Source organism: Streptomyces sp. CA-142005 (genome assembly GCF_050942335.1).
Taxonomy (GTDB): Bacteria; Actinomycetota; Actinomycetes; order Streptomycetales; family Streptomycetaceae; genus Streptomyces.
Genome location: NZ_CP192078.1, coordinates 8690195 through 8715523 on the forward strand (window position 1 = coordinate 8690195; position 25329 = coordinate 8715523).

The window sequence follows — 25329 nt, forward strand, 5'->3', positions numbered from 1 at the left end:
AGGCAGAAAACCCGCCGGTACGGCAGGAGCCGAGGGGCCGAGCGGGAAGGAACACGAGACATGGGCACGAAGGACTCCTCCCGAGCAGGCCACGGCCGGCCGGTGGCGGGTCCTGGCGCGCCGCCCAGTGGCCTGCTGGATCTGCTCAGCGTCGCCGCGGTGGTGCTGGACGCGAACGGCCAGGTGGTGTTCTGGAGCCCGAAGGCCGAGGACCTGTTCGGCTACACCGCCGCGGAGGCGCTGGGCCAGCAGGCGGCCCGGCTCACGGTCCACGAGGAGCACCGGGACGAAGTGATCAGGCTGTTCGCCCGGATCATGGAATCCGGCACCGACTGGGCAGGGTCCTTCCCGATCCGGCACAAGGACGGCAGCACGCGCCTGGTGGAGTTCCGCAACATGCGGCTGATGGACGACCTCGGCGGTGTCTACGCCCTGGGCCTCGCCGCGGACCAGGCCGCCGTGGAACGGATCGAGCGGGATGCCTCCCTGGCCATGCGCCTGGTGTCCCAGTCCCCGGTCGGGCTGGCCATTCTGGACCCGGACCTGCGGTACCTCGCGGTGAATCCCGCCCTCGAACGCATCACCGGCCAGTCCGCCGCCGAGCGTCTCGGCCGGCCGGTCGGCGAGATCCTGACCTACCTGGACACGAATCCCGAGGCACGTCTGCGCCGGGTCCTGGAGACGGGCGAGTCGGTCGTGGACCGGCACATCGTCTGCCGTCCGCCCGCCGACCCGGACCACGAGCACGCCTGGTCCGTCTCGTACTACCGGCTGGAGGATTCCGGTGGGCGGGTGCTGGGCCTTGCCTATTCCGTCATCGACGTCACCGAGCGCCATCGAGCCGCCGCCGAGGTGGCACGGGGCCGGCAACGGCTGGCACTGATCGCCCAGGCCTCCGCCTGCGTGGGTTCCACCCTCGACCTGGAGACGACGGCACGCGAGCTCGCCGACATCGTCGTCCCGGTCCTGGCCGATGTGGCCGCCGTGGACGTACTCGACAGCGCCCTCGACGGCCGGAGCGCGTCACGCGAGGGCCCGGCACGCTTCCGCGCCCTCGCCGTCAGTGCGGCCCACTCCACCGAGGCGGTCCGCGCGGCGGACCCGCCAGGGGGACTCGCCACCTACGACAGCGACCGCCTGATCACCCGGTGCGTGCGCACCCGCCAACCGGTACTGGTGCCCCACACCACCCGGGAGGATCTGGAGCGCATCGCCCGGCACGGCGAGGCCGCCTCCCTCCTCGAGGAGGCCGGCGTCCACTCCTATCTCGCCGTACCGCTCCTGGCCCGGGGCGAAGTCCTGGGCGCCCTCGACCTCGCACGCACCCTGAACCCCGCGCCGTTCGACAAGGACGACGCGTTCCTCGCCTGCGAGTTGGCCACCCGGGCCGCGGTCTGCATCGACAACGCCCGCGGATACCAGGCCCAGCGCCAGACGGCCCTCACCCTCCAGCGCAGTCTGCTCCCCGAGCGCCCCTCGCACCTGCCCGGCCTGGAGGTTGCCTGCCGCTACCAGCCCGCGGGCGCCACGTGCGAGATCGGCGGCGACTGGTACGACGCCGTACCTTTCCAGGGTGACAGAACCGCCCTGGTCGTCGGGGACGTGATGGGCAGCGGTATCAAAGCCGCCGCGACCATGGGTCAACTCCGCAGTGCCGCCCGCGCGTTCGCCGAGCTCGCCGTCGCCCCGGCCGAGGCTCTCCATCACCTGGATCACCTGACCGAGGGTGTCGAGCAGACCATCACCACCTGCATCTACTGCGTCTACGACCCGCACCGGGGCACGTGCGAGATCTGCCTCGCCGGCCACCTGCCCCCGGTCCTGATACGACTCGGCCGAGCAGCCCGGCTCCTCGACCTTCCCACCGGCGCGCCGCTCGGCGTCGGCGGGGTGCCCTTCGAGGCCGCCACCATCACCTTCCACCCCGGCGACGAGCTGGTCCTCTACACCGATGGCCTGGTCGAAACCCGGAGCGAACCCATCGACGCTCGCCTGGACACCCTCCTGGACGCCCTCACCGCGACACGCGGCCACGACCTGGAAGGCACCTGCGACCGCCTCCTGGAGATCCTGCGCCCGCCCGGCGGCGAGGACGACGTGGCACTGCTCATCGCCCGGGCCCTGCCCTTCGGCAACGGGGCCGTGTGAGTCCTGGAACGCGCCATCTCACCCGTTCGGGGTGAGGCGGCACGGCCTTTTGACATGCGCAAATGGAATCGGCAGAAGGAGTTCGACACCTACGAGCCGGTCCTGAGCGGTGGCCGTGGTGGTGTCTTGCGACGACGCACACAAGGAGGTGGGCCATGACTGCGACACCTGCAGCGCGCCCGGAAACGGCGAAGCAGCAATGGGCCGGCGGCCTGATGATGTTCGGCGCCGTCATGCTGATGATCTGCGGAGTGCTCGACGTCTTCCGCGGCATCATGGGCATCGCCCAGGACAACGTGTTCATCACCACGAACGGATACGTCTTCCAGTACGACCTCACCGGCTGGGGCTGGATCCACCTCGTTCTCGGCGCGGTCGCCTTCGTGGTCAGCCTGGGCCTGTTCCAGGCAGCGACGTGGGCTCGGGTCGGCGGCGTGGTCATCGCCGGATTCATCATCCTCGCAAACTTCCTCTCCATGCCGTACTACCCGTTGTGGTCGATCGTGGCGATCGCGATCTCCGGATTCGTGATCTGGGCCCTGTGCGTCGTGCAGACCGAGCGACCCTCGGCCGGCTTCCGATAGGGCGGCGCGCCCGTCGCACGGCACTGTTCTCGCGGCATGAGGAGATGGGGCCCGACGTGCGACAGGGACGAGGCCGGGACGCGCGGGCCGTCGCATGGGCAGCCGGCCGCGGAACGCCCGTGGCATGGGCCCGGCTGGCCGTCCTCGCCCTCCTGGGCAGCATGCTCGTGCTGCTCGTCGCCGCTGGGCCGAAAGGCCTGCTCTGGGCACTCGTCGCCGTCGCGGGAGTGGCCCTCACGGCCGTCGGCCTGTGGTGGGTCCTCGCCTACTCCGGGGTCGTCCGGGCCGCGGGTGCCCTCGTTGCCGTCCTGGTTCCGATCGCGGTGCCGGCCCTGTTCGCCACGCAGGGCATGCTGTGGTCGGCCTGCCTGTCCTGGGGACTTTGGATCCTGGCCCTCGCAGCCGCCCGGATCGCCATCACACCGGCGGGGCCCTCCGCCGGCCGCACCCCCGCGCCCGGGCCGGTGCCGGCGGCGCAGCACCCGTGGGTCGTGATGAACCCGCGCTCCGGCGGGGGCAAGGTGGACCGCTTCCACCTGGTGGAGAAGGCGAGGGCGACGGGCGCGAGCATCGTCGTGCTGGACCCGGCGCGCCACCAGGACGTGGCGGACCTGGCCCGCCGTGCGGTGGCCGAGGGGGCCGATCTGCTGGCCGTGGCCGGCGGCGACGGCACCCAGGCCCTGGTCGCTGAGGTCGCCGCCCGGCACGAGGTGCCCTTCGTGGTCGTCCCGGCCGGAACGCGCAACCACTTCGCCCTCGATCTCGGTCTCGACCGCGACGACCCGGCGGCCGCCCTGGAGGCGTTCACCGATGCCGTCGAGTTCCGCGTCGACCTGGGATTCGCCGCCGACCGGGTGTTCGTCAACAACGCGTCCTTCGGAACCTACGCGGCCGTGGTGCGCGAACCCTCCTACCGGGAGGCCAAGCTGCGCACGGCACTGGGGGCGCTGCCCGTTCTCCTCACCGGCCCCGGGGCCCCACGGTTGCGCATGCGCGCCGGACACACGCGGATCGAGGGACTGCAGGCCCTGCTGGTCAGCAACAACCCCTACCGACCCGTCGCCGTCGACTCGGCGCATCCCGGACTCCGGGAGAGCCTGGACTCCGGACACCTGGGGGTGCTGTGCGTGCGGGTCGACACCCCGCGCCAGGCGGCCCGGCTGTCGACCCGGCTCCTGGGAAGCCGGCGGTCCCCGGGCGTGACCCGGCTGACGGCCTCCGAGGTGGTCGTAGAGGCCGACACGGACACGGTGCCGGCCGGCATCGACGGCGAGTCCGTCGTACTGCCCGCTCCGGTGGTCTGCCGGGTGGCACCCGGGGCCCTGCGGGTGCGCGTCCCACGTCACCGCCCGGGAACACCGCCGAACAGGCCCCCGCCCGACTGGCGACGAGTGCTCCACCTGGCCCTGTCCCGTCGGACGCGGCGGCGCGCTTGACCGGCGGCCGGGGCATGGCGGCTGGGGCGGGTGCCTACCGGTCGTCCGCCGGGAGGGCGGGGGGCGGTCCACCGGGCACCGGTGCGCGTGGGGAGAAGCGGACGTGGTGGAAGCCCTCGAAGTCCGGCACCCGGCCGAGCACGGTGTCGTACGGCCACCAGGCGCGCCGGAAGACGTTCGGCACCGACAGCGCCTTCGCTGAAGTGACGGAAGGCCCACGGACACTCGCCGTCGGCCACGGGGACCGTCACGCCGGGCGGCATGACCGGCCACGGCGACCGCGGCCGGCGTCGAGGCTGATGTCAGCGCTGCCGGCGAATCGCGCGGTGCTTGGCGAACTCGTGTCCGACGACGGCACCAAGGTGAATGACCACGCCCACCGCCACCAGCCAGGACAGGATGACCATGACGACACCCACAGGGCCGTACTTCTGGTTGTTGGCCACGATCGTTTCGGAGAAGAAGCGCGAGGAGAACCACCCGAGTCCGGTCCAGGCGACGCCGGTGCTGACAGCCGCCGGCAGGAGGAAGCGCCAGGTGACCCCTCCGATGAGCAGCAGCCGCATGGTCCCCCACCAGAAGAACAGCGCCAGGACGAAATCGGGCAGGCTGCTCAGTCGCGATCCGAGTGCCGCGCCGATCCCGGCCCGGGCCGCGCTGTAGGCGACCAGCGTCGCCAGCCACACGAGCTGAGCCCTCAGGTCCCGCCACCAACGTGACGGCATGCCGAAGAGGAACTGGTACCAGCCTTGCAGGGTGCCGGCCACGGCGACCGCCCCCGCGATCAGCAACACGGCGCTCACCAGGTTGAGGGTGTACGAGCCGGGATCGGGTTTGAACAGACCGGCCACGGCCTGGGCCGCCTGCTCGTTCAGTCCGAGCCATCCCGCCATGACCTTCGCCGCGTCCTGGCCGAACGCGGCGGTGACAAGGATCAGGAACGGGAAGAAGCAGAGGAAGGCGAGCGACGCCAGCTGGAACGAATGGCCGAAGAAGTCCGCCGCGCTGAGGCGTTCCCACAAACGTCCCGCCGCGCTTGCCCCGAAACGGCTTCCCGCCGCCTGCCATGCGTGGTCCAGCCGACTCCAGTACGAGGCCGTGCGCCGGCCCTTGGCAGGGGGGAGGCGGCCAAGTGGACTCGGTCGGCGCTCCGCCATCATGACGTCCCTTCAGCCGGCCGACGGACGTGAGTGACGCCCGCGAGCACGGCCCACGGCTGCACCACCGCCATGTGGTGGGCAGCCGTTCACCTGGTCCTCGCGGTCGTGCTCGCCCCCGGTCGGCCGGTGAGGGCGGACCGGGACGTGGGGCTCAGGCGAGATCGAACCGGTCGAGATTCATCACCTTGTTCCACGCTGCCACGAAGTCACGTACGAACTTCTCTCCCGCGTCCTGGGACGCGTAGACCTCCGAGACGGCTCGGAGCTGGGAGTGCGCACCGAAGATCAGGTCGACGGCGGTGGCCGTCCACTTGACCTCACCGGTGGCGCGATCCCGGCCTTCGAACACGTTCTCGTCCGTAGCCGACACCTTCCACTCCGTGCCCATGTCGAGCAGGTTGACGAAGAAGTCGTTGGTCAGGGTTTCCGGCCGGTGGGTGAAGACACCGTGGGGGGATCCCTTGAAGCCGGTGTTCAGGGCCCGCATGCCGCCGATCAGCACCGTCATCTCGGGAGCGGTCAGCGTCAGCAGGTTGGCGCGGTCCAGCATGAGGGTCTCCGGCGACAGCTTCTCACCCGCCGGAAGGTAGTTGCGGAAGGCATCCGCCTTGGGCTCCAGCACGGCGAACGACGCCGCGTCGGTCTGCTCCTGCGTGGCGTCCGTACGCCCCGGTGCGAACGGAACCGTGACGTCGTACCCGGCGTTCCTCGCGGCCTGCTCGACGGCCGCGCACCCGCCGAGGACGATCAGGTCGGCGAGGGAGACCCGCGTGCCGCCGGTCTGCGAGGCGTTGAAGTCCTGCTGGATTCCTTCGAGCGTGCGCAGTACCTCCGTCACCTCGGGAAGGGCGTTGAGCTCCCAGTCCTTCTGCGGCGCGAGCCGGATCCGTGCTCCGTTCGCCCCGCCGCGCTTGTCGGTGCCGCGGAAGCTCGCCGCCGACGCCCAGGCGGTGGTGACCAGCTGGGGGACGGAAAGGCCCGAGGCGAGGATCCTTTCCTTGAGGGCGGCGATGTCCTCGTCCCCGACCAGTTCGTGATCGACGTCGGGAACGGGGTCCTGCCACAGCTGCGGCTCGGGAATCCACGGGCCGAGGTAACGCGAGAGGGGTCCCATGTCGCGGTGCAGCAGTTTGTACCACGCCTTGGCGAACGCCACCGCGAGTTCGTCCGGGTTCTCGTGGAACCTCTTCGTGATCGGTCCGTAGACCGGGTCCATCTTCAGCGCGAGGTCCGTCGTCAGCATCATGGGGGCGTGCCGCTTCGACGGATCATGGGCGTCGGGCACGGTGTTCCTGGCCGCGGGGTCCGTGGGAGTCCACTGGTGGGCGCCGGCGGGGCTGCTCGTCAGCTCCCACTCGTACCCGTAGAGATTGTCCAGGTACCCGTTGTCCCACGTGGTCGGCTCGGTGGTCCACGCGCCCTCCAGACCGCTGGTGAGCGTGTGGGGGCCCGTGCCGCTGTCGTATGTGTTCCGCCAGCCGAGGCCCTGCTGCTCGATGGGGGCCGCCTCGGGTTCCGGGCCGATGTAACTCGCGTCGACCGCGCCATGACACTTGCCGAAGGTGTGGCCGCCGACGATGAGTGCGACCGTCTCCTCGTCGTTCATCGCCATGCGCCCGAACGTCTCCCGAATGTCCCGGGCGGCAGCCATCGGGTCCGGGTTTCCGTTGGGGCCCTCCGGATTGACGTAGATCAGTCCCATCTGTACGGCGGCGAAAGGACCGGCGAGTTGCCTGTCGCCGCTGTAGCGTTCATCTCCGAGCCATGTGTCCTCGGGCCCCCAGAAGATCTCCTCGGGTTCCCAGATGTCCTGTCGCCCGAAACCGAAGCCGAACGTCTTGAATCCCATGGATTCCATGGCGCAGTTTCCGGCGAAGACCAGAAGATCGGCCCAGGAGATTTTCCGGCCGTACTTCTGTTTGACCGGCCAGAGCAGACGGCGCGCCTTGTCCAGGCTCGCGTTGTCCGGCCAGCTGTTGAGAGGGGCGAAGCGCTGTGCGCCGCTGCCGCCACCGCCGCGGCCGTCCTCGATGCGGTACGTTCCCGCGGCATGCCAGCTCATCCGGATGAAGAGCGGCCCGTAGTGACCGTAGTCGGCGGGCCACCAGTCCTGGGATGTCGTCATCACCTCGAAGACGTCACGCTTCAGCGCGTCGACGTCGAGGGTCGCGAACTCCTTCGCGTAGTCGAAGTCCTCGTCCATCGGGTTGGACCGGGGCGAGTGCTGGTGGAGAACCTGGAGGTCCAGCTGATTCGGCCACCAGTCCCGGTTCGTCCTGGGCCGCCGAGTCGGTGTGGGCGTCGGTGAAGGGATTGCAGGATTCTCGCTTTCACTGCCGGACATGCCCGTCCTTCTTCCTGTCTCTGTGTTCCTTCTGCCGGCTGCCGCTCTTGACGTCGTCGGCTTTGCTGGTGTCGAGCACGTCGACCCACACAATCAGCGCGCCATGGCGCCCACCGGCTGGAAAATATGCTGTGCCGCGTCCGTATGGTGGCGCACCGCAGACCACACCTCTATGAAACACGCAGAGCACCCCGCACGACAGACGTGAAAGAAGGCGCGGCCTTTCCGCTCCCGTGCCGACTTCCGGCGCAAGCCGAATCGAATTCGAGCGAGAGGGAAGGGAGAGACGCCATGACGGCGGCGACGCGCCTCGCCGAAGCCATGGCCGACCTCGACGGCGCAGGCCGGGTCGGCGCGGCGCAGGCCCCCTGGCGCAGGCAACCCTGTACGCGGACCCGGCGGCGATCCTGCGGGCAGTCGGCTGCTACACCGAAGCCCATGCCCTGCTGAGGCGGCCACGGATCGGGCCGGGGCCCGCGTGCCAGAAAAACTGGTCCAACCAGTTGACCAGTGAGCCGGTCGCGTTCACCCTGATCGCCATGAACCATGGACTCGTCCGGCGCGAGGCGGTCTCCGACCAGCTCTTCGCCCTGCTGCGCGACAGGATCCTCGGCGGGGAACTGCCGGCCGGTGCCGCGCTCACCTCCGAACGGGATCTGGCAGCCGAGTTCGGGGTGAACCGGCATGCCGTCCGAGAGGCCGTCAAGCGGCTTCAGCAGGCACGGCTGGTCGAGGTCAGCCACGGCGGCCGCACGCTCGTGCTGGACTGGCGGCACACCGCCGGCCTCGACCTCGCCATGGGCATCGCGGCGGCCGACGCCGGGCCCTCGGTGGAGGACCTCGCCCGCGACGCCCTGGAGATGCGGGCGTGCATCGGCGCCGACGCGGCCCGGCTGTGCGCGATCCGGTGCTCCGAGGACACCGCCGGGCAGATCGTCGAGGCCGCTGGCCGGTACGCGCGCACCGGGCCCGATCTGACCGAGCTCTGCGATGCGGACGTCGCCTGGTGGCGGCTGGTCGTGGAGGGTTCCGGGAACGTCGCCTACCTGCTGGCCTTCAACAGCCTGGTGGGCGGCACACTCCCGGTGGCCGACGTGCCGGACGACCTGCGGACCGCGGAACTCCTCGACGTCGAAGCACATCAGCGGCTGGCAGCGCACATCGCGGCACGCGAGGCCGAGGCGGCCGAACGGCTGGCGCGCGAGCTGCTCGCCCGCAGCGTGCCCGCGACGACGCGGAAGGCGGTGCGCTGACATGATCCCGGCCGTGGTCTACGCGATACCGGCGTTCATGCTGCTGGTCGTCGTCGAGGCACTGTCCTACCGCTTCCTCCCGGACGACGACGAACGCGGCTACGAGCTGCGGGACACCGTCACCAGCATGTCCATGGGCGCCGGCAGCCAGGTCGTCGCGATGCCGTGGAAGGCGGTGACGATCGTGCTGTACGCGGCTCTCTTCGCCGTCGCCCCCTGGCACCTGTCGCCGTCCTCCGCGTGGACGTGGGTGCTGCTGTTCTTCGGCGACGACCTGGCGTACTACGCCTTCCACCGCGCCCACCACCGGGTGCGGGTGCTGTGGGCGAGCCATGTGGTCCACCACTCCAGTGTCCGATTCAACCTCTCGACCGCCCTGCGCCAGAGCTGGACGCCGATGACGGGGCTGCCCTTCTGGCTGCCGCTGGCACTGCTCGGCATTCCGCCGTGGATGATCCTGCTCCAGCAGGCCTTCAGCCTCGTCTACCAGTTCTTCCTGCACACCGAGCGGGTGGACAAACTGTGGCGGCCGGTGGAGTGGTTCTTCAACACGCCCTCCCACCACCGCGTCCACCACGGCTCCAACGAGGACTACCTGGACCGCAACTACGGCGGCATCCTCATCGTCTGGGACCGGCTCTTCGGCACGTTCGAACCGGAAGGCGTGCGGGTGGTGTACGGCCTGACGAAGAACATCGACACCTACAACCCGGTGCGGGTGGCCTTCCACGAGTTCGCGGCCGCCTGGCGCGACGTCCGCGCGGCGCGCCGCTGGCGCGACCGTGCCGGGTATCTGTTCGGGCCGCCCGGCTGGGCGCCCAGGACGGATGGATGACCTGTCACCGCTGATCTTTGCACCAGCGCGGCCAGGCCGGTCCCGCGGGTTTCGTCACGCGCCGGCTTCGTGGGTCGTCCGTGCGATCCCGTGGGCCGGCACCGGCGTCATGCTCGCACCATGACTGACATCCCCCACGACAACACCGCGGAACCGCAGCGCGACCTCGAGCCGTCGGACGTTCCCGCAGGTGCCACCCGCAGGTCCGTCATAGCCACCCTGGGCGGCGCCACCCTCGGCGTGGCCGCGCTGGGTCTCGCCGCCACGCAGGCGACCGCCGCCACCGAGCACCGGGCCGCGGCCCGGCCGGCCGCCGGCTGCGTCCTCACGCCCGATCAGACCGAGGGGCCGTACTACCTGGACCTGGAGACGGTCCGCAAGAAGATCACAGAGGGGAAGGCCGGCGTTCCGCTGACCTCCGCGTGACGGTGGTCGACGCGGCGACGTGCGCCCCGCTGCCCCAGACGGCGGTCGACATCTGGCACTGCGACGCGCTTGGGGTCTACTCCGGTTATGTCGCCGGAGGTTCCACCCCGGACACGACATTCCTGCGCGGCGTGCAGCGGAACAACACGGCCACCCGCACGCTCAACGCACGGGACGGCATCTACCGCAACGGCGGGTCCTCGACCCTGCTCACCCTCACCCAGGCAGGCGGCGACCTCGGCAAGGGGGTGACCGGAACCGTCGTACTCGGCATCGACCCCGCCGCCACCCCCTGACGCACCCGGATGCCCGCGGTGGCCGGCCCTGCCACGGGGGCTGCACGCCACCGTGCACCGGGCGCTCGCGTGGCTGACCGAGCTGGCCGGACGGGGCCGCGGGGAGGTGTTCGCCGACCAGGCCGGCAGCCCGCTCGCGGCGGAACGGGACAATCTCGCCTCGGTACTGGCCTGCAGCGCCGGCCACGGCGATGCCGCACGCGTGCGGCTGACACTGGAGCTGGCGCGTGTGCACTACCAGCAGGAACAGCCGTCGGCCGCCCGTGCGTTACTCACCGGACTACTGCGGGGACCCGGGGCCGGGCGCTGGGCGGGCAGCTGCCGGCGCTCGCCGCACGCGTGGCCTGCCAGCGGGCCGATCCGGAAGAGGCACTGCGTCTGGGCGAGCAGGCGGTGCAGATCGAGCGGATGCGCCGTGACCCGGCCGGACTGGCCAACGCCCTGGACGCCCGGGCGGCGGCGCGACTGTGCCGCGGGGAGTTCGCCGGGGCCGTCGCGGATCTGAGGGAGTGCCTGGAGGTCGTCGCCTCCTTCGGCAGGCCGCAGGACACTGCTTGGTGCAGCCATCACCTGGCCTGGGCGCTGCTTCAGGCCGGCGGGGAGCTGGAGGCCGACGACCTGATGTCACGGTGTCTGCCCGTGCTGAGGCAGCAAGCGCCGTGGCCTCGGACCGCGGCCGCGCTGCACACCGCGGGGGCCATACGGCTGGCCTTAGGGCGTCTGCGCAGCGCGGAGACCCTGTTCTCCGAGGTCCTGCGGATCGCTCCAGGAGCCAGTTTCCATGCCCTGTACCCCGTGGAGGGCCTGGCCCTCGTGGCCATGGAGAGCAGCGACATGCAGCGTGCGCTGCGGCTGTACGAGGCGAGCGCGCAGGCACGGCGCCGCCTGGGCACCGAGCCCGAGGGTCCCTGGCGGCACAGGGTGGAACAGGCGGCGGAGCGTGCCCGGACACAGCTGCCGGCGGCGGCGCGGGAGGCTGCCGTCACCGGTGCTCGCGGACTGCGCGGAGAGCGGCTGGTCGCGTACGCGCTCGGGGCAGGGAGCGCGGACCACCGAACGCGGCGTGATGTCCGGGCCACAGACGATCGGTTCCTGCTCACCGCACGGGAGTTTATGGTGGCCGAACTCGTTGCCGAAGGGTTGACCAACCGCCAGATCGCGGACCGGCTCGGTCTTTCGATCCATACGGTCGCCACGCACCTGGACAAGGTACGCGACAAGCTGGGCCTGCGCTCCCGCACCCAGACCGCACTGTGGGCAGCCGCACGGACCGAGGGCGAGTGGACAGCCCGGCGGTGAGCACCTGGCCGGGCAGTGTCCCCGGCTCGCCGTGCGTCGGGTCGTCGACGCGGGGGGGATCGGTGTCAGGGTCCGAGGCATTGTGTTAGCCTCGTGCTTTTGCGTGGTCGTCGCGGTGGGCGATTCTGCCTGTTCGGTTCCGCTTGTGCGTGGGCTGTTCAATCCTGCCGGGCCTTCCTCGGTACGTTCCCCTGCGGAAGGCTGTTCATGAAGCATCCCGATGACTCCGGCACCGCTCACGGCGGTCCCGCCCAGCCCGAGGTCACGACCCCGGCGCTGCCCCCGGCCGTAACCTTCGCCGGTCTGGAACTGCCGGTGGAGGTGGTTCGGACGCTGAGCGGACTCGGGGTGCGCGAGCCCTTCCCGATCCAGGCCGCCACACTGCCCGATGCCCTGGAGGGGCGCGACGTCCTGGGGTGCGGGCGCACCGGATCGGGCAAGACGCTCGCCTTCGGCCTGCCGCTGCTGACCCGTACGGCCGGGCGGCGCGCCGAACCGAAGCAGCCCCTCGCTCTGGTCCTCGTGCCCACCCGGGAGCTGGCGCAACAGGTCACCCAGGCGCTGGCGCCGTACGCCGAGGCACTGCGGCTGCGGATGGCCACGGTCGTCGGCGGCATGTCGATCGGCCGGCAGGTCGCCGCGCTGCGCCAGGGAGCCGAGGTGGTCGTCGCCACCCCCGGCCGCCTGCACGACCTGATCGAGCGCAACGCCTGCCGCCTGGGACGGGTGAGGATCACCGTGCTGGACGAGGCCGACCAGATGTGCGACTTGGGATTCCTGCCACAGGTTGTCGACGTTCTCGACCAGGTGCACCCCGACGGTCAGCGGATGCTGTTCTCGGCCACACTGGACCGCGACGTCGATCAGCTGGTCCGCCGCTACCTCCACGACCCCGTCGTCCACTCGGTCGACCCGTCCGCGGGCACGGTCACGACGATGGAGCACCACGTTCTGGTCGTCCACGGCCCTGACCGCTACGCCGTCACCACGGAGATCGCCGCCCGCGACGGCCGCGTACTGCTGTTCCTCGACACCAAGCACGCCGTCGACCAGCTCACCCGGCACCTGCGGGCCAGCGGGGTGCACGCCGGGGCCCTGCACAGCGGCAAGTCCCAGCCACAGCGCACACGGACCCTGGCGCAGTTCAAGAACGGCCAGATCACCGTTCTGGTCGCGACCGATGTCGCGGCCCGCGGCCTGCACGTCGACGACCTGGATCTCGTGGTCAACGTCGACCCGCCCACCGACCCCAAGGACTATGTGCACCGGGCGGGCCGCACCGCCCGGGCCGGTGCGTCCGGCACCGTGGTCACGCTCGTGCCGGCTGGCCGGCGCCGCGAGACGAGCCGCATGCTGGCCGGGGCCGGCATCGAGGCAACCGTCACCAAGGTGGGCTCGGGCGAGGCGGAGTTGAGCCGGATCACCGGTGCCAAGGCTCCCACCGGCACCCCGCTCGATGGCGGGCCCGCCGTCCCCCGGCCCAAGAACACCAACGCTCCCTTCCGCGGCCTCGGCACCAGCAAGGACCCCTCCCGCGGCGTCGGCGGCAAGTCGCGGAAGGCCGGCGAGGCCCGCAAGCTCGCCGAGGCCCGCAAGGCAGCCCTCGTGCGTCGCAACGGCTGAGAGGCGTTGCCCTGGCGGTGAAGGTCACGAGAGAGATGTCCGCCGCAGCGGAGCAGGATGATGTCGCCGGTGCCCCGCACCGCGCCCGGCATGACATGCTGTGCTCGCCCACCCCCGAACCCAGGAGGTCACCATGACCGCAGAGCCCGTATCCACGGAAGGTTCGGAGCCGGCTGACCCGGAGACGTCCTCTCTGACGCCGGACAGCGACGGCAACTACGACCTCAAGCGCAAGTTCCGCGAAGCCCTGGCGCGCAAGCGCGGTGTGCAGACGGACGCCGCCGATGCCGCCGCCAACCCCAACGCCTCGAAAGTGCGTGCGGCGCACGGCCCGGCTGCGAGCCAGCGGTCGTTCAGGCGCAAGAGCGGCGGCTGAGTCGATCGGTTCGGGGATCCGGCCGCTTCACCAGCACTCTGAGCGCTGCCCACACACGCGCCCCGTGCAGTGGCCCGCAACGTGCGCATACGCCTGTGCACGGTGCGGGCGCCGATGCGTGGCCACTGCATCTCACCCGGGAAGCCCGGGACGTCCGGGACTCGGTGGGGGGTGAACGCCGTCCAGCGGCGCTTCACGTCATCGCTGAGCGGGGTCTGTTCCGGGGTGAGTGATCGGTCCCCCGTCCCCCCGCCCCCATGTGACCGGCAAGCGCGCTTGACCTGCAAAGGCAGGCAGGCCGGGTCGGCCGTTCGTCCCTCCCAGGCGTTCTGCGCGCTGGCGTACGCGGGGAAACGGTCGAGGAGACCGGTGCAGCGAAAGACCAGGTCCGTCGCGTGCAGTCGGTGAAGATTGCCTCGCTCAGGTCCACGATGAGGAGGAGCCGTCCGGGCCGGGCCGCGCGGGCTTCGCCAGGGCGCGGACCAGGGGCGACACGGCCTGCCTGTCCGGTTCGCCGTGTGCGCGGACGATGCGGCATTCCTCGAAGAGCGCGGGCGCTCCAGCTTGCGTGGTCAACGGCTCGCGCAGGGATCGGGAGCAAGGCGGGATGGCAGTGCCGGCCATGGGCGCCCCAGGGCCGGCGTGCCTCATTCCGCCTCCCCTGTCGTGCCCCCGAGGCGATCGGTCTCGGCGAGGGCCAGCATGCGCGCGGCGGTCAGCGGGTTCTCGGGGTCGGCCGCGGCGGCCAGCAGCCGGGCGGCGGTTCCGGCCGGCTCATCCGGCGGGACGACCAGGAGCACCCAACGTCCCACGGAGCCGCAGTCCAGGGAGATGACGTGCGTCTCGCCTCCGGGGCCGGCCGACTCCACGGCGATCACCCGGCCGGGCGCCATGACGGTGCGCGGGGTGTCGGACCATTCGGCGGGGTCCACGGTGACCCGAACCGTCGTGTCCGGGTCCGGCCCCAACAAGCCGACGAGCGAGGGAAGTTCGAGCTCCAACGCATCGCAGTGCGGCCACCAGGCCCCGTCCAGCGGGCCGTGGCTGGCGTCCGGGGTGAGGGCCAGGCGAGGCGTGGGCATGCGGTACGTGTGCGCGTCGGCCGAGGACGCGCCTTCGGCCGGTGTTCCGCCGGGTTCCATCGTGCGGTCCCGTCCCGGGAGCCGTCGGACGACTGCCCGTTTCGTCACTCGCCGGGAACGGCACCGCCGGTCGCGCTGCGCGAAAAGCTCTCGGTGCGGTCAGGGTACCTCTGGACGAGGAGAAGAGGGCGGGTCAGTCGTCCGGCTGTGCCTCCTCTGGCCTCACCCGGTCCTCCTGTTCCTCCTCCTGTTCCTCCTCCTGTTCCTCCTCTTCCTCCTCCAGCTCCTCCATCAGACGGATCCCCTCGTGCGTCAGCGAGACGGTGGCGGGGGTGTGGTGTGATGTCCAGTCCACGCTGATCAGACCCTCGTCGGTCAGATAGGCGCAGGCGGCGGAGAGGTCCTCGTCGGGCAGCGCCAGCTCGGCGCGCAGCGCCGCTCCATTGACCTCGGGGCGGTTGCGCTCGACGGCCCCGTACAGGGATCGCAGGACCGCCCTCCGGTTGTTCTTGCGTTCGCGGAGTTTCGTCATGGCTGTCGTTCTCCGGTTTGACGGCCGCGCAGGGACGAGGCGACGGCGGATCCTCGGGCCGCTCGGATCCGGGTCACACCTCGTCGGCGTGTGTCTGTGTCTGCTCTGTCGAGGTGCTGGTCGTGAGCCAGGACTGTGCGGGTTCCGCCGCTTGAGCGGTGTCGAGGATGATGTGGAGCCGGGTCCCTCCTGCGCCACCCGCGGGATAGCTGCGCTGCTCGGTCGAGGCGAAGCAGCGCCGGAGCACTTCGGCGACGCGCCGGGCGACCCCCGGCGTCGCGGCCACGATGCGGACCTCGGCCTGGCCTTCGGAGGGAAAGGGCTCGTGCTTCATACGGACCTCCTGGCAGGTGAGGGTGCAACCTCGACTGAGGTCGCTGCCCGACCCGTCGTCGGTGCGGACTGCGGCGCGTCACCACGGCCACCCCCTTTTGAAGGGTATGCCGGGCAAGGGAGCGTGCGTGCCACGACCGACCCCTCGCGGAAGACCGGTGCTCTCCCGGAACGGGCTGTCGCAGTCGTCGGCCGGTCCCGCCGCGCCACCGTGGCGGGACCGGCCGGGAGTACGGTGGAGACACCGAGGGCATGCCGCGCACCGGCTCCGGCACCGGTGCCGTTCTCGGTGATCGGCGACGCCGGGTGGGCCTGGGCCGCGCCCGGGGCAGGGCCGCGCATATGCTCCTCCCGACGACCTCGAACCTCCCCGCGCCGCAGCCGGCACCGGGCAGGTCGCACACGCGCAGGCCGGGCCGACCGATGTGGGAGCAGGAATCCTCGCCCCCCGAGGGAGAACGCGTCCGCCCGCTGACCCGCAGCCAGGTCGAGGACCGCCTGCAGGAGCTGGGCGACCTGTACGCGGAGGTCTCCGGCGGCGGCCCATGGGCGTGGAACGAGGCGCGTGCCGCCTTTCTACGACACCTCGCGGCCGACGCACGACGACCGGGGTTCTCGCTGCTGATCGCGGAGACCACGGTCCTGACCGGATGCGCCTACGGCTTTCCCGTGGGCGGCGCCGGTCCGTGGTGGGCGGGCTTCGACGGCGACGTTCGGGAGAGCCTGCTCCGCCGCGCCGCCCCCGGGCGGCTCTTCGTCGTCTCCGGGATCGTCGTCCCGTCCCGCGTGCGCCGGGAGAACCAGGGCCGTGCCTGGAACCTCGCCCGGCGCCTGCAGCGGCGACTGCTCGCCGACCACGGCGCCGCACTCGGAGTCACGTTGGTGGAAGCCCGGGACGCCGGGATGGTTGAGACGTTGAGGTCGTGGGGATGGCGGAGCGCCGGAGACGACACCCGCACGGCCGGACCGCCCGGCTCGTGCCGCGTGCTGGTGCTGACTGCGGGGGCGTGAGCAGCGCCGTCATCGATCACGGCCCGCCCCGGTCAGCGCACGGGCAGGCGCAGGGCGAGGAGGGCGGTGCCGTCGGTGCTGCCGGGTGGCATCCGGGCGGACAGCTGGTCGCACAGGGTGTGCAGCGGTTCGTGCGTGAGGCGAGGGCATGGCGCCGGAGTCGGCCGAGCCCGCTGTCCAGGACGCTGCCCGGAGCCTCGATCAGGCCGTCGGTGTACAGCAGGAACGTTGGCCCCGGCGACAGGGCGCAAGCTGCACTCGGACGATGACTGCCGACGCCCAGGTGGTTCCGAGAATCAGTCCCTGCCCGGCTTCGAGGTACTGCGCGTTCCCGCCGGGGCCAGCAGCAGGGGAGGCAGGTGCCCGGCACTGGTCCAGCGAAGCACCCAGGGGCCGGTGCCCGAGCCTTCCAACCGCGAGGACGAGGGTGGCCATCGGCACGGTCGTGATGGCGTGCATGGCGTCGTCGAGGCGGTCCACGACGGCACCGGTCGGCCCGGTGCGGTCCCAGGCGAGGGAGCGCAGGATGCCCTGCAGCTGAGCCATGCCGGCCGCGGCGGTCAGATCGTGGCCCACGACGTCGCCGACGACGAGGGCGAGCGTGCCGTCCCTCAGCGGGAACGTGCCGTACCAGTCGCCACCGACCTGCGATCCGGCCGGAGCGGGCTGGTACCGGGCGGCCAGCTGGATCCGGCCGTGCTCGGGCAGTGCAGGAAGAAGGTTGCGTGCATGGCCTCGGCGACCTCGCGCCGGCGGCCGAACCTGCGGGCGTTGTCGATGACCGGGCCGACCCGGCGGCCGATGTTGCTCGCCACGTCCAGATCGCCGGTGTCGAAGGGCCGTGCCGGGTCGGTGCGGACCAGCGTCAGGGCGCCGGTGACCTGCCGTCCAGTGCCCAGTGGCACCGTGACGACCTCCGACGCACCGGTCGCTGAGAGGAAGGCGCTGTGAACCGCGGCCAGGGGGGAGTCGGGCAGTGTCTCCGTGTCTGCCCGGTCCTGCAGGATGGCACCCAGCGAGGGCACGGACGGACTGGCGCCGCTCGCGCAACGCGTTGATGAGCGCTCCGGCTCCCTGTCCGGGCGGGCTGCCGCGGTACCGGACAGGAGCAGGGCGGGGCGTGGACGAGTGGTTCCCGAGAGCGGTGCAGGAACGCCTGCCCGAGCAGCCGTACCCCTCCGAACGAAGGCAGCCCCCGGTGCGAAATACTCTCCCGATGAGTTCACGCACTTCCCCGATCAGTCAGCCGATCACCATACGGAGGGCCGTCGCGCGGGATGCCAAAAGGCTCACACGGCTGGTGCGTGGCTCAGGCGCCTACGAGGGTAAGTACGCAGCCGCAGTCGCGGGCTACCGGGTCGGCCCTGATTACATCGAGGCCCACCGCGTCTACGTAGCCGTCGGCTCCGACGAGCATGGAGGCCGGGTCCTCGGGTTCTACTCGCTCGTCCTCGCCCCACCGGAGCTCGACCTGCTGTTCGTCGCCGACGAAGCGCAAGGACGGGGTATCGGGCGACTGCTCGTCGCGCACATGCAATCCGAGGCCCGTGCCGCCGGGCTCGACCGTGTCATGGTCGTGTCGCACCTTCCCGCCGAGGACTTCTACCACCGCGTCGGTGCCGTACGGATCGGGACCGCCCTCGCGAACCCGCCCGCCGTCCCGTGGGACCGTCCCGAATTCGAGTTCCGCATTCCTTCGGAATGACGCGGTGTGCCGGTTCGCAGGGCACCGGCTTCGCCTGCATGGCGCGCTCCGTGTCGGCCGTCGTCTCTGCCCTGGCGAGGGGATCGGCTGCGTCGGCGGCCTCTCCCTTACCCGAGGCCGACGATCTGGAAGAGGCGTGCGGCGGCCCCGCCCGGGGAGTCCGTCGCGGGCGGGGCCGCGGCCGGAACGGGGACCGTGCTGCCGGGCTATGGCTCAGGCGTCGATGATGACGGGGATGATGAGGGGCTTGCGGCGATAGGTGCGGAACGCCCAGTTCGCCACGGCGCGGGCGAGGAGTTGTTCGAGTTGGCGCGCGTCCCCGACGCCTTCCTCGGCCGCGGTGGCCAGGGTCTTCTCGATGACCGGGATGACCGGCTCGAAGGTGGCGTCGTCGTGGACGAAGCCCCGGGCCAGGAAGTCGGGGGCCTCGGCGAGGGCGCCGGTGTCCGCGTCGACGATCGCCACCACCGTGACCACGCCTTCGGCGGCGAGGGTGAGGCGGTCCTTGAGGGACGCTTCGGTGGCGCCGCCGACTTCCATGCCGTCCACGTAGACGTTGCCGGCGGGGACCTTGCCGGTGATGGACGCGCGTCCGTCGACCAGGTCGACGACGACGCCGTCCTCGGCGATGACGACCCGGTCGGGGTCGACACCGGTGCGGATGGCGAGGTCGGCGTTGGCCCGCAGGTGGCGCCATTCGCCGTGCACGGGCATGACGTTGCGGGGCTTGACGATGTTGTAGCAGTAGACGAGTTCGCCGGCGCTGGCGTGCCCGGAGACGTGCACCTTGGCGTTGCCCTTGTGGACCACGTGGGCGCCCCACCGGGTGAGTCCGTTGATCACCCGGTAGATGGCGTTCTCGTTGCCGGGGATGAGGGAGCTGGCGAGCAGGACGGTGTCGTTCTCGCCGATGCGGATCATGTGGTCGCGGTTGGCCATCCGTGACAGCGCGGCCATCGGTTCGCCCTGGGAGCCGGTGCACACCAGCGTGATCTTGTGGTCCGGGAGCTTCTCCAGTTCCTTCGTGCTCACGACCAGACCGGAGGGGACCTTCAGATAGCCCAGGTCACGGGCGATGCCCATGTTGCGGACCATGGACCGGCCGACGAAGGCGACCTTGCGGCCGTGCTGGTGGGCGGCGTCCAGGACCTGCTGGATGCGGTGCACGTGGCTGGCGAAGCTGGAGACGATGACCCGGCGCGGCGCGGTGCGCATCACCTGCTCGATCGCCGGATTCAGCTCACGCTCGGAGGTGGTGAAGCCGGGGACTTCGGCGTTGGTGGAGTCGGTGAGGAACAGGTCCACGCCCTCCTCGCCGAGGCGGGCGAAGGCGCGCAGATCCGTGATGCGGTCGTCGAGAGGGAACTGGTCCATCTTGAAGTCGCCGGTGTGCAGCACCATCCCGGCCCGCGTGCGGATAGCGACCGCGAGGCTGTCGGGGATGGAGTGGTTGACCGCCACGAACTCGCAGTCGAAGGGCCCGAAACTACGCCGGTCGCCCTCCCGCACGCGCACGGTGCGCGGCCGGATGCCGTGTTCCTTGAGCTTCGCCTCCAGGAACGCCAGCGTCAGCTTGGAGCCGACGACGGGAATGTCGGACCGCTCCCGCAGCAGGTACGGCACGCCGCCGATGTGGTCCTCGTGGCCGTGGGTGAGTACCACGGCGACGATGTCGTCCAGCCGGTCCCGGATCGAGGTGAAGTCCGGCAGGATCACGTCCACACCGGGCTGGGTCTCCTCGGGGAACAGTACGCCGCAGTCGACGATGAGCAGCTTGCCCGCGTGCTCGAAGACGGTCATGTTGCGGCCGATCTCACCCAGGCCGCCCAGGGCGATGACCCGCAGCCCTCCTTCGGGAAGGGGCGGTGCGGCCTTCAGTTCGGGGTGCGGATGACTCATACCCTGACGGTACCCGGAGAGCGGGACAGGGTGATCCACTGCCTGTGTGATCCAACGAGCGCTCGATACGACCCGCCCCGCCGGAGGACGTACTGGCGCTCAGGTCGGCAACCGTCTCCTCTGCCTCCTGCCCCGGCCCCAGGACAGGAGGGCATCCGCAGCCACAGCGACCGCCGCGGGTGCCGGGGTGGCTTCGCGGGTCGCGCGGGCGGTGAGCACCCCGCCCGCGATCACACAGAAGGAGCAGGGCGAACCGACGGCCCGGCCATGCGATCACGGCCGCTGAGGTATCGAGGTCGAACGTGATGTCGACCTTCGCGGTCCGTGTGGTCGGCCCGAGTCGAGGTTGCGCCCAGGGAAGTGGTGTACGGGTTCGACCTGATCCGGGGGTTTGCTCCGGCGTCGGAATGAGTCCCGTATAGATGAACGGCCACCGGCTGATCTTCGAAGTGTCGAAGCCTCGAAGGAGATCAGCACGATGACCGCACCCGACAGTCTGCCCCTGCACGCCCTCGCCGAGGAGAATCTCGCCGCGGCGAGTCCCGATCTGCTGCGCGCGATGATCAAGACGTTCGCCGACGCCCTCATGTCCGCCGAGGCCGACGCCCTCTGCAACGCCGAATACGGGCAGGTCAGCGACGAGAGGGTCAACCACCGCAACGGCGCGACTCTCACAACGAGTTCACAGTGACGGCGCAGACCCGCTTCACCCACCCCAGGCTGTCGATCTACCCCGACGGAGGTGTGGCCCGCCTGCGCGTCCACGGCCAGGCCGTCCCCGACCCCCGCCGCTTCGACGGCCTCACCCCCGACCCCGCCGCTCGGGAACTCGGCGGCGTCGTGGAAGCCAGCAGCTCGTCCGCGGCGACATCGCCGAGGGCCGACTGATCGGCGTCGACGTCGCCGGCGTCGACCCCACGCGGGACCTGCGCGCGGTCTGGCCGACCGGGCGGCGCCTGGTGGGCCCGGCGGCGGAGCTGGTCACGGTGGCCCGCCGGGCGGTCACCGGCGGAGGGTCGGCCCACGGATAGGGCCCGCCAGGACGATGGCGCCTGCCTCGCCGTGTCCGCCGCAGGCAGGGGGGGGCGATCACGCGCACTGAGGTCAGCGTGACACTCCTTCCAGTGTCTGCTCGGTCCAGATGGTCTTGCCGTCGGTCGAATAGCGGGCTCCCCAGCTTTGGGCCAGTTGCGCGACGATGAACAGTCCGCGTCCCCCTTCGTCGGTCGTGCGGGCGTGCCGCAGGTGTGGTGCCGTGGCGCTTGAGTCGCTCACTTCGCAGGTCAGCCCGCGATCCAGGATCAGGCGCAACTCCAGTGGGGGGCTGCCGTAGCGGACCGCATTCGTGACCAGTTCGCTGACGATGAGTTCGGTGTTGAACGCGATCTCTTCCCCCACGTTCCAGTCGGCGAGCTGAACAGTGGTGAGGTCGCGAGCCGCTGCGGCAGCCGTGAGTTCGTTGTCCAGTGGCCATGTGGCGACTCGGTCGGCAGGGAATGGGCGTGTGCGCGCCAGCAGGAACACCGCGCCGTTGTCCCCGATGTCGGCCGGGAGGGCACAGAGGATGTCGTCGCACAGCTTCTGAAGCGTGACATCCGCCAGTGCCGGCCCTGCTTCAAGGTTGCTGGTGGCGGTCGTCAGGTGTGCGGCCAGCGAAGGAGGGCCAGGGAAGGCCATGACGCTGCCGTGCGGTATCTGGATGCTGGTTGCGGCGAAGGGCGCCCGATCGGTGCTGCCCAGCCGTGGTCCGGGCGACGTTTCGGGCTGGGCGATGGTGCCGTCCGGCTGGGCGATGACAGGCCCTGGGTGGCCGGCCCGCGCGATGGTGCAGGTCCTTGTCAGAGGGTCGTAAACGGCGTAGACGCAACTGGCGGTGGCCGGCGCGCGCTCTGGTTCATCGCCGGTGGGAAGTGATGCCTGCTCGGTCATCAAGAGGGTTGCGGTGTCGTTCAGGCGCGCCAAGAGGTCTTCGGGGTCCAGGTCGAGGGCGGCCAAGGCGTGGATGACGGTGCGCAGTTGCCCCATGGCGGCTGTGGCCAGGATTCTGTCTCCGGACACCGATCCGGCGACCAGCGCTGTTCGAGCGCCGGAGAGGGCGATGGTGTCGTACCAGGCGTTGGCACCGGCACCGGCAGCGGGACCGGTCACGCCTGTGGTCTCCAGGGCCGTCCGGGATGCGGCATGCACAGGGACCATGCGCTGGAGGAGGGTCGCGGCGACGGAGTGATCCCGCGTGTAACGGCGGGCGTTGTCGGTGCACAGGGCGGTGTGCCGTGCGAGATCGAGGGCCAGGGCGATGTCGTTCTCGTCGTACGGGCTCTCGGATGTGGCGCGGTAGAGGCTCACCAGTCCGAGTACTGTGTCCCGGAGTGTGAGCGGCACGACCAGGAGGCTGTGCGCTCGGGATGCGCGGATGGCCCGGCCGCGGGCCGGGTCGGTCTCCAGCCAAGGCGCATCGGGGGTGAGGTCGACGGCCCGGGGGAGTCGCTCGGCCAGGGCCCGGCTGTAGGGAGTAGGTGCGGGAAGTACTTCGACGTGTCCCACGGGGTGAGCCTGTGGGGCATCCTCCCCGGCGCTGCTGCGGAAAGCGGCCCGTCTCAGTGTCACGCAGCTGGGGAGCGGGGATGGCGGGTCGTCGCCACGGATCACAGCGTCCACCAACTCCACGACTGCCACGTCCGCGAACTCCGGAACGAGTGCGTCGGCGAGCGCTTGGCAGGTCACCAGCATGTCCAGGGAACGGCCACCCGCTCTCGCACCGTGTCGAGAATGCGCAGCCGCCTCAGAGCCGTTTCCCGGTCGGTCACGTCCACGACCGTGATGCTGACGCCGAGCACCACGCCGTCCGGGTCCAAGAGACGGAAAGCGGTGAGCTCGTAGAGACGTTCCTGGCCGTGGTGGGCAGGGGGCCGTGCCCGCAGGATCCGCCTGCGCACCGACACACCGCTCTCCAGTACCTCCCGCACGAGAGCCTCGGCAGCCTCCGCATCGACCACGTAGTGCGATCCGGGAAAAGTGCGCCCTATGACGTCTTCTTCTCGTGTGCCCTGCATGGCGGGCGTGGCGGTGTTGATGCGGACCACCCGCAGGTCGCAGTCCAGCACAGCCAGGCCAACCGGCGCCTGGCTGAACAGCGCTTCGAGTGTCACTGTCCCGGCGTCAGCGGCTCCCCTTCCCCGACCGGCATCGGCCATGGAAGTCACCTCCCAAGCCGCCCGATGCGGCTCCGTCCTTCCGGTCTACTCCAGCACCGCCGACACAGCGACCGCAGAGGTCACGGCCGGGGACTCTTCCGCTCCGCGGGCGCAACCAGTGAGCCGGTGGGACGATGGCGATGTCCCGACCGGTAGACGGCGGGAGGAGCGGACATGGAAATCAAGCCGCAGGCAGTCGTCATCCCCAAGGACACCGACCACCTGGAACAGGGAAAGTACGGCCCTGTTTTCCCCAGGACGCCCGCGTGTTACGGGTTCACCATCATCGCGCGGGTCAAGCCGGGCCGCGCAGCCGCTGTGCGGGACTACGGCTACGCACTGGCCAAGGCGCTGGAGCAGGATCCGGATCTGCTCGCGCCCTTGAAGTTGCACTACCTCCGATGGGTTCTGTTCGACGACGACACGCGTTTCATGTACCAGGGGATCTTCGACACCGACTTCGACAAGTACACCGAGGACGCGATCGCGCTCTTCGCGAAGGCGGGCGTGAGTACCGTCTTCGAGAATCTCGAGGGGTTTCCCGAGGACTGGCGGACCAACCCCGAGGCGTTCATCCGCTTCGTGCGCGAGCATCACTGCCCGAGCTTCATCGAGTACGGAGAGTACCCGTACGTGACGGCGGACGAGATCAAAAAGGCTCTGCGGGTCAAGGGCGCTCTCTCGGAGATGCTCGACCAGTTGCAGTGAGGGCCGCGGTCGGACCTGCCGGAGACGGATCCCTCCGCGCAGCGTGTGACCGCGGATCGGAGACGATCGACATGAGCGAGGTCAGGACCGCGCGCACATACAACCAGAGGCACATCCCCCGGGGATACACCCCTGGTCGCAAGCGGGTGAGTGTCTACGTCTCGTGGAGCTATCCGGCCGAGGCGGGCCGGTACGCAACGGAGTTGGACAACCGCTTCTCGACCATGACCGAGGTCAGGCGAGTGGCGTGGCCCGCCTATGAGGACCCGAAATGGTCCGACCCCTATCGGTTCCAGCAGGGCATCGCCGGGGCGCTGGAGCTGTTCTTCTGGGCCTGGGTGCCGTTCCAGGACTTCGTCGAGGAGACCACGGGGCATCCGGTTCCGGTGTACCAGCGCATCGACCAGGCCGGCTTCCCCACCCCGCTGGACGAGCGGGTCCTTGCGGACACCGATGTCCTGTTCGTCTTCGGGCTGGACCACATGATCACCGAGCAGGACGCCCAGCCGGGCGAGATCGAGGCACTGACGGCCTTCCTCGCACGCGAGGACGTGCGCCTGGTGCTCGGCCCCCACCACGACGTCGGTGCCTCGGACGATCTGTCCGAGCGGGAGATGGAGTACCGCCACCACGGCGATCCCCTGGTGCCTCGCCAGCAGCGGTTCGCCACCTACGTCAGGGACCTGATGAAGGGTTTGGGCGTGCCGGTCATGAACCGCTATGGACTGCGTCCCGCGACCAGTGAGGGCAACAAGATCGCTCCACTGTCCACGGTCGGGGACCTGGACGCCAAAGGGTGGCTGGAGGGGGTGACGAACTTCAACTTCCACATGCATCTGCCGCACTACGAGGTGACGACCGACGAACCGGACGCCATCCATGTACTGGCGAGGCAGCCGATCGACACGTCCAGGCCGCATCCGTTCACCGAGGCAGGCAACACCGAGTTCAACATGTTCCTGTGGATGCCGCCGAGCGGAGACCGCGCGGGCGATGTGCTGCTGGCGGACTCGACGATCTTCAGTTCCCTGTTCGGGGGCGATGACAGCCTGCGCAACTTCTGGCGGAACCTCGTCTCGAAGTAG

At 70.4% G+C, this 25329-nt stretch carries 26 protein-coding genes and 1 pseudogene; 16 read left to right on the top strand and 11 right to left on the bottom strand.

The genetic code is table 11. From position 1 onward, the window contains the following. Nucleotides 1-60: 60 nt before the first annotated feature. From ACQPXS_RS40065 to ACQPXS_RS40075, 3 genes are all read left to right on the top strand, one after another. Nucleotides 61-2148: a SpoIIE family protein phosphatase gene (locus ACQPXS_RS40065; protein ID WP_433454422.1), complete on the top strand. Its 2088-nt coding sequence runs from the start codon at nt 61-63 to the stop codon at nt 2146-2148. 155 nt (nt 2149-2303) lie between these two features. Beyond that, nucleotides 2304-2732, top strand: a complete 429-nt coding sequence (locus ACQPXS_RS40070; RefSeq protein WP_433454424.1) for a DUF7144 family membrane protein — start codon at nt 2304-2306, stop codon at nt 2730-2732. 44 nt (nt 2733-2776) lie between these two features. Beyond that, complete coding sequence (locus ACQPXS_RS40075) at nt 2777-4168, top strand: diacylglycerol kinase family protein (RefSeq protein ID WP_433454426.1); 1392 nt, start codon at nt 2777-2779, stop codon at nt 4166-4168. 34 nt (nt 4169-4202) lie between these two features. On the opposite strand, the gene ACQPXS_RS40080 is transcribed toward ACQPXS_RS40075, so the two are convergent. The 3 genes from ACQPXS_RS40080 to katG all read right to left on the bottom strand — a co-directional run bounded on the left by ACQPXS_RS40080 (nt 4203) and on the right by katG (nt 7672). Further along, nucleotides 4203-4352 carry a hypothetical protein gene (locus ACQPXS_RS40080; RefSeq protein WP_433454428.1) on the bottom strand — a complete coding sequence of 50 codons (150 nt, stop codon included), beginning with the start codon at nt 4350-4352 and terminating at the stop codon, nt 4203-4205. Between the two features lie 118 nt (nt 4353-4470). Then, nucleotides 4471-5190, bottom strand: coding sequence for a ribonuclease BN (locus ACQPXS_RS40085; RefSeq protein WP_433454429.1), 720 nt, complete (start codon nt 5188-5190; stop codon nt 4471-4473). A gap of 289 nt (nt 5191-5479) precedes the next feature. Continuing rightward, nucleotides 5480-7672, bottom strand: a complete 2193-nt coding sequence (gene katG / locus ACQPXS_RS40090) for a catalase/peroxidase HPI (protein ID WP_433454430.1) — start codon at nt 7670-7672, stop codon at nt 5480-5482. A 539-nt stretch (nt 7673-8211) separates the two neighbouring features. Between katG and ACQPXS_RS40095 the strand changes: the two genes are divergently transcribed. The 7 genes from ACQPXS_RS40095 (at nt 8212) to ACQPXS_RS40125 (ending at nt 13780) form a co-directional block, all read left to right on the top strand. Further along, a complete protein-coding gene (locus ACQPXS_RS40095; RefSeq protein ID WP_433454431.1) occupies nt 8212-8925 on the top strand; it encodes a FadR/GntR family transcriptional regulator in 714 nt (237 codons plus the stop codon). 1 nt (nt 8926) lies between these two features. Next, nucleotides 8927-9760 carry a sterol desaturase family protein gene (locus ACQPXS_RS40100; protein WP_433454432.1) on the top strand — a complete coding sequence of 278 codons (834 nt, stop codon included), beginning with the start codon at nt 8927-8929 and terminating at the stop codon, nt 9758-9760. Between the two features lie 120 nt (nt 9761-9880). Further along, nucleotides 9881-10186, top strand: coding sequence for a hypothetical protein (locus ACQPXS_RS40105; protein ID WP_433454433.1), 306 nt, complete (start codon nt 9881-9883; stop codon nt 10184-10186). Beyond that, the gene (locus ACQPXS_RS40110; protein ID WP_433454434.1) at nt 10183-10482 is read left to right on the top strand and encodes a hypothetical protein; all 300 of its coding nucleotides are present in this window, start codon (nt 10183-10185) and stop codon (nt 10480-10482) included. Before ACQPXS_RS40105 ends, ACQPXS_RS40110 begins: the two co-directional genes overlap by 4 nt. 339 nt (nt 10483-10821) lie before the next feature. After that, a complete protein-coding gene (locus ACQPXS_RS40115; RefSeq protein WP_433454435.1) occupies nt 10822-11781 on the top strand; it encodes a response regulator transcription factor in 960 nt (319 codons plus the stop codon). Between the two features lie 207 nt (nt 11782-11988). After that, entirely contained in the window at nt 11989-13404 is a 1416-nt protein-coding gene (locus ACQPXS_RS40120) for a DEAD/DEAH box helicase (RefSeq protein ID WP_433454437.1), read from the top strand. Between the two features lie 133 nt (nt 13405-13537). Further along, nucleotides 13538-13780, top strand: coding sequence for a DUF5302 domain-containing protein (locus ACQPXS_RS40125; protein ID WP_351812895.1), 243 nt, complete (start codon nt 13538-13540; stop codon nt 13778-13780). 647 nt (nt 13781-14427) lie between these two features. On the opposite strand, the gene ACQPXS_RS40130 is transcribed toward ACQPXS_RS40125, so the two are convergent. The 3 genes from ACQPXS_RS40130 to ACQPXS_RS40140 form a co-directional block, all read right to left on the bottom strand. Then, a complete protein-coding gene (locus tag ACQPXS_RS40130) occupies nt 14428-14862 on the bottom strand; it encodes a DUF5994 family protein (protein WP_433454439.1) in 435 nt (144 codons plus the stop codon). A gap of 193 nt (nt 14863-15055) precedes the next feature. Next, on the bottom strand, nt 15056-15394 hold the full coding sequence (locus tag ACQPXS_RS40135) for a hypothetical protein (protein ID WP_433454440.1): 339 nt from the start codon (nt 15392-15394) through the stop codon (nt 15056-15058). A gap of 73 nt (nt 15395-15467) precedes the next feature. Beyond that, nucleotides 15468-15728 (bottom strand): hypothetical protein, encoded by a 261-nt coding sequence (locus ACQPXS_RS40140; RefSeq protein WP_433454441.1) that lies wholly within the window; start codon nt 15726-15728, stop codon nt 15468-15470. A gap of 422 nt (nt 15729-16150) precedes the next feature. Here ACQPXS_RS40140 and ACQPXS_RS40145 point away from each other — a divergent pair, with 422 nt between their 5' ends. Next, nucleotides 16151-16738 (top strand): hypothetical protein, encoded by a 588-nt coding sequence (locus ACQPXS_RS40145; RefSeq protein ID WP_433454443.1) that lies wholly within the window; start codon nt 16151-16153, stop codon nt 16736-16738. Between the two features lie 201 nt (nt 16739-16939). Here ACQPXS_RS40145 and ACQPXS_RS40150 read toward each other — a convergent pair whose 3' ends face one another. Continuing rightward, complete coding sequence (locus ACQPXS_RS40150; protein ID WP_433454444.1) at nt 16940-17314, bottom strand: SpoIIE family protein phosphatase; 375 nt, start codon at nt 17312-17314, stop codon at nt 16940-16942. A gap of 35 nt (nt 17315-17349) precedes the next feature. After that, nucleotides 17350-17643, bottom strand: coding sequence for a hypothetical protein (locus tag ACQPXS_RS40155; protein ID WP_433454445.1), 294 nt, complete (start codon nt 17641-17643; stop codon nt 17350-17352). Nucleotides 17644-17954: 311 nt separating this feature from the next. On the opposite strand from ACQPXS_RS40155, the gene ACQPXS_RS40160 reads away from it, so the two are divergent. Continuing rightward, complete coding sequence (locus tag ACQPXS_RS40160) at nt 17955-18443, top strand: GNAT family N-acetyltransferase (protein ID WP_433454447.1); 489 nt, start codon at nt 17955-17957, stop codon at nt 18441-18443. A gap of 213 nt (nt 18444-18656) precedes the next feature. Here ACQPXS_RS40160 and ACQPXS_RS40165 read toward each other — a convergent pair whose 3' ends face one another. Next, the gene (locus ACQPXS_RS40165; RefSeq protein ID WP_351813216.1) at nt 18657-20342 is read right to left on the bottom strand and encodes a ribonuclease J; all 1686 of its coding nucleotides are present in this window, start codon (nt 20340-20342) and stop codon (nt 18657-18659) included. Between the two features lie 478 nt (nt 20343-20820). On the opposite strand from ACQPXS_RS40165, the pseudogene ACQPXS_RS40170 reads away from it, so the two are divergent. Together ACQPXS_RS40170 and ACQPXS_RS40175 are read left to right on the top strand one after the other, a co-directional pair. After that, nucleotides 20821-21006: pseudogene (locus ACQPXS_RS40170) on the top strand (transposase); the annotation flags it as partial. Between the two features lie 23 nt (nt 21007-21029). Further along, a complete protein-coding gene (locus ACQPXS_RS40175) occupies nt 21030-21230 on the top strand; it encodes a hypothetical protein (protein WP_433454449.1) in 201 nt (66 codons plus the stop codon). Nucleotides 21231-21446: 216 nt separating this feature from the next. Here the strand turns inward: ACQPXS_RS40175 and ACQPXS_RS40180 are convergent, their stop codons facing one another. Continuing rightward, nucleotides 21447-23072 carry an ATP-binding SpoIIE family protein phosphatase gene (locus ACQPXS_RS40180; protein ID WP_433454450.1) on the bottom strand — a complete coding sequence of 542 codons (1626 nt, stop codon included), beginning with the start codon at nt 23070-23072 and terminating at the stop codon, nt 21447-21449. Then, nucleotides 23063-23536, bottom strand: coding sequence for a PAS domain-containing protein (locus ACQPXS_RS40185; protein WP_433454452.1), 474 nt, complete (start codon nt 23534-23536; stop codon nt 23063-23065). Before ACQPXS_RS40185 ends, ACQPXS_RS40180 begins: the two co-directional genes overlap by 10 nt. Before the next feature lie 174 nt (nt 23537-23710). Here ACQPXS_RS40185 and ACQPXS_RS40190 point away from each other — a divergent pair, with 174 nt between their 5' ends. Continuing rightward, complete coding sequence (locus ACQPXS_RS40190) at nt 23711-24244, top strand: hypothetical protein (protein WP_433454454.1); 534 nt, start codon at nt 23711-23713, stop codon at nt 24242-24244. Nucleotides 24245-24315: 71 nt separating this feature from the next. Further along, nucleotides 24316-25329, top strand: a complete 1014-nt coding sequence (locus tag ACQPXS_RS40195) for a hypothetical protein (RefSeq protein WP_433454455.1) — start codon at nt 24316-24318, stop codon at nt 25327-25329.

What these genes read in the sequence shown, in the direction of transcription:
- ACQPXS_RS40180 (WP_433454450.1), bottom strand. Translation starts at nt 23,072, where the DNA reads ATGCTGGTGACCTGCCAAGCGCTCGCCGACGCACTCGTTCCGGAGTTC.
- ACQPXS_RS40160 (WP_433454447.1), top strand. Translation starts at nt 17,955, where the DNA reads ATGAGTTCACGCACTTCCCCGATCAGTCAGCCGATCACCATACGGAGG.
- ACQPXS_RS40140 (WP_433454441.1), bottom strand. Translation starts at nt 15,728, where the DNA reads ATGAAGCACGAGCCCTTTCCCTCCGAAGGCCAGGCCGAGGTCCGCATC.
- ACQPXS_RS40135 (WP_433454440.1), bottom strand. Translation starts at nt 15,394, where the DNA reads ATGACGAAACTCCGCGAACGCAAGAACAACCGGAGGGCGGTCCTGCGA.
- ACQPXS_RS40185 (WP_433454452.1), bottom strand. Translation starts at nt 23,536, where the DNA reads ATGGCCGATGCCGGTCGGGGAAGGGGAGCCGCTGACGCCGGGACAGTG.
- ACQPXS_RS40070 (WP_433454424.1), top strand. Translation starts at nt 2,304, where the DNA reads ATGACTGCGACACCTGCAGCGCGCCCGGAAACGGCGAAGCAGCAATGG.
- ACQPXS_RS40190 (WP_433454454.1), top strand. Translation starts at nt 23,711, where the DNA reads ATGGAAATCAAGCCGCAGGCAGTCGTCATCCCCAAGGACACCGACCAC.
- ACQPXS_RS40120 (WP_433454437.1), top strand. Translation starts at nt 11,989, where the DNA reads ATGAAGCATCCCGATGACTCCGGCACCGCTCACGGCGGTCCCGCCCAG.
- ACQPXS_RS40105 (WP_433454433.1), top strand. Translation starts at nt 9,881, where the DNA reads ATGACTGACATCCCCCACGACAACACCGCGGAACCGCAGCGCGACCTC.
- ACQPXS_RS40195 (WP_433454455.1), top strand. Translation starts at nt 24,316, where the DNA reads ATGAGCGAGGTCAGGACCGCGCGCACATACAACCAGAGGCACATCCCC.
- ACQPXS_RS40165 (WP_351813216.1), bottom strand. Translation starts at nt 20,342, where the DNA reads ATGAGTCATCCGCACCCCGAACTGAAGGCCGCACCGCCCCTTCCCGAA.
- ACQPXS_RS40075 (WP_433454426.1), top strand. Translation starts at nt 2,777, where the DNA reads ATGGGGCCCGACGTGCGACAGGGACGAGGCCGGGACGCGCGGGCCGTC.
- katG (WP_433454430.1), bottom strand. Translation starts at nt 7,672, where the DNA reads ATGTCCGGCAGTGAAAGCGAGAATCCTGCAATCCCTTCACCGACGCCC.
- ACQPXS_RS40100 (WP_433454432.1), top strand. Translation starts at nt 8,927, where the DNA reads ATGATCCCGGCCGTGGTCTACGCGATACCGGCGTTCATGCTGCTGGTC.
- ACQPXS_RS40095 (WP_433454431.1), top strand. Translation starts at nt 8,212, where the DNA reads ATGAACCATGGACTCGTCCGGCGCGAGGCGGTCTCCGACCAGCTCTTC.
- ACQPXS_RS40130 (WP_433454439.1), bottom strand. Translation starts at nt 14,862, where the DNA reads ATGCCCACGCCTCGCCTGGCCCTCACCCCGGACGCCAGCCACGGCCCG.
- ACQPXS_RS40125 (WP_351812895.1), top strand. Translation starts at nt 13,538, where the DNA reads ATGACCGCAGAGCCCGTATCCACGGAAGGTTCGGAGCCGGCTGACCCG.
- ACQPXS_RS40065 (WP_433454422.1), top strand. Translation starts at nt 61, where the DNA reads ATGGGCACGAAGGACTCCTCCCGAGCAGGCCACGGCCGGCCGGTGGCG.
- ACQPXS_RS40145 (WP_433454443.1), top strand. Translation starts at nt 16,151, where the DNA reads ATGTGGGAGCAGGAATCCTCGCCCCCCGAGGGAGAACGCGTCCGCCCG.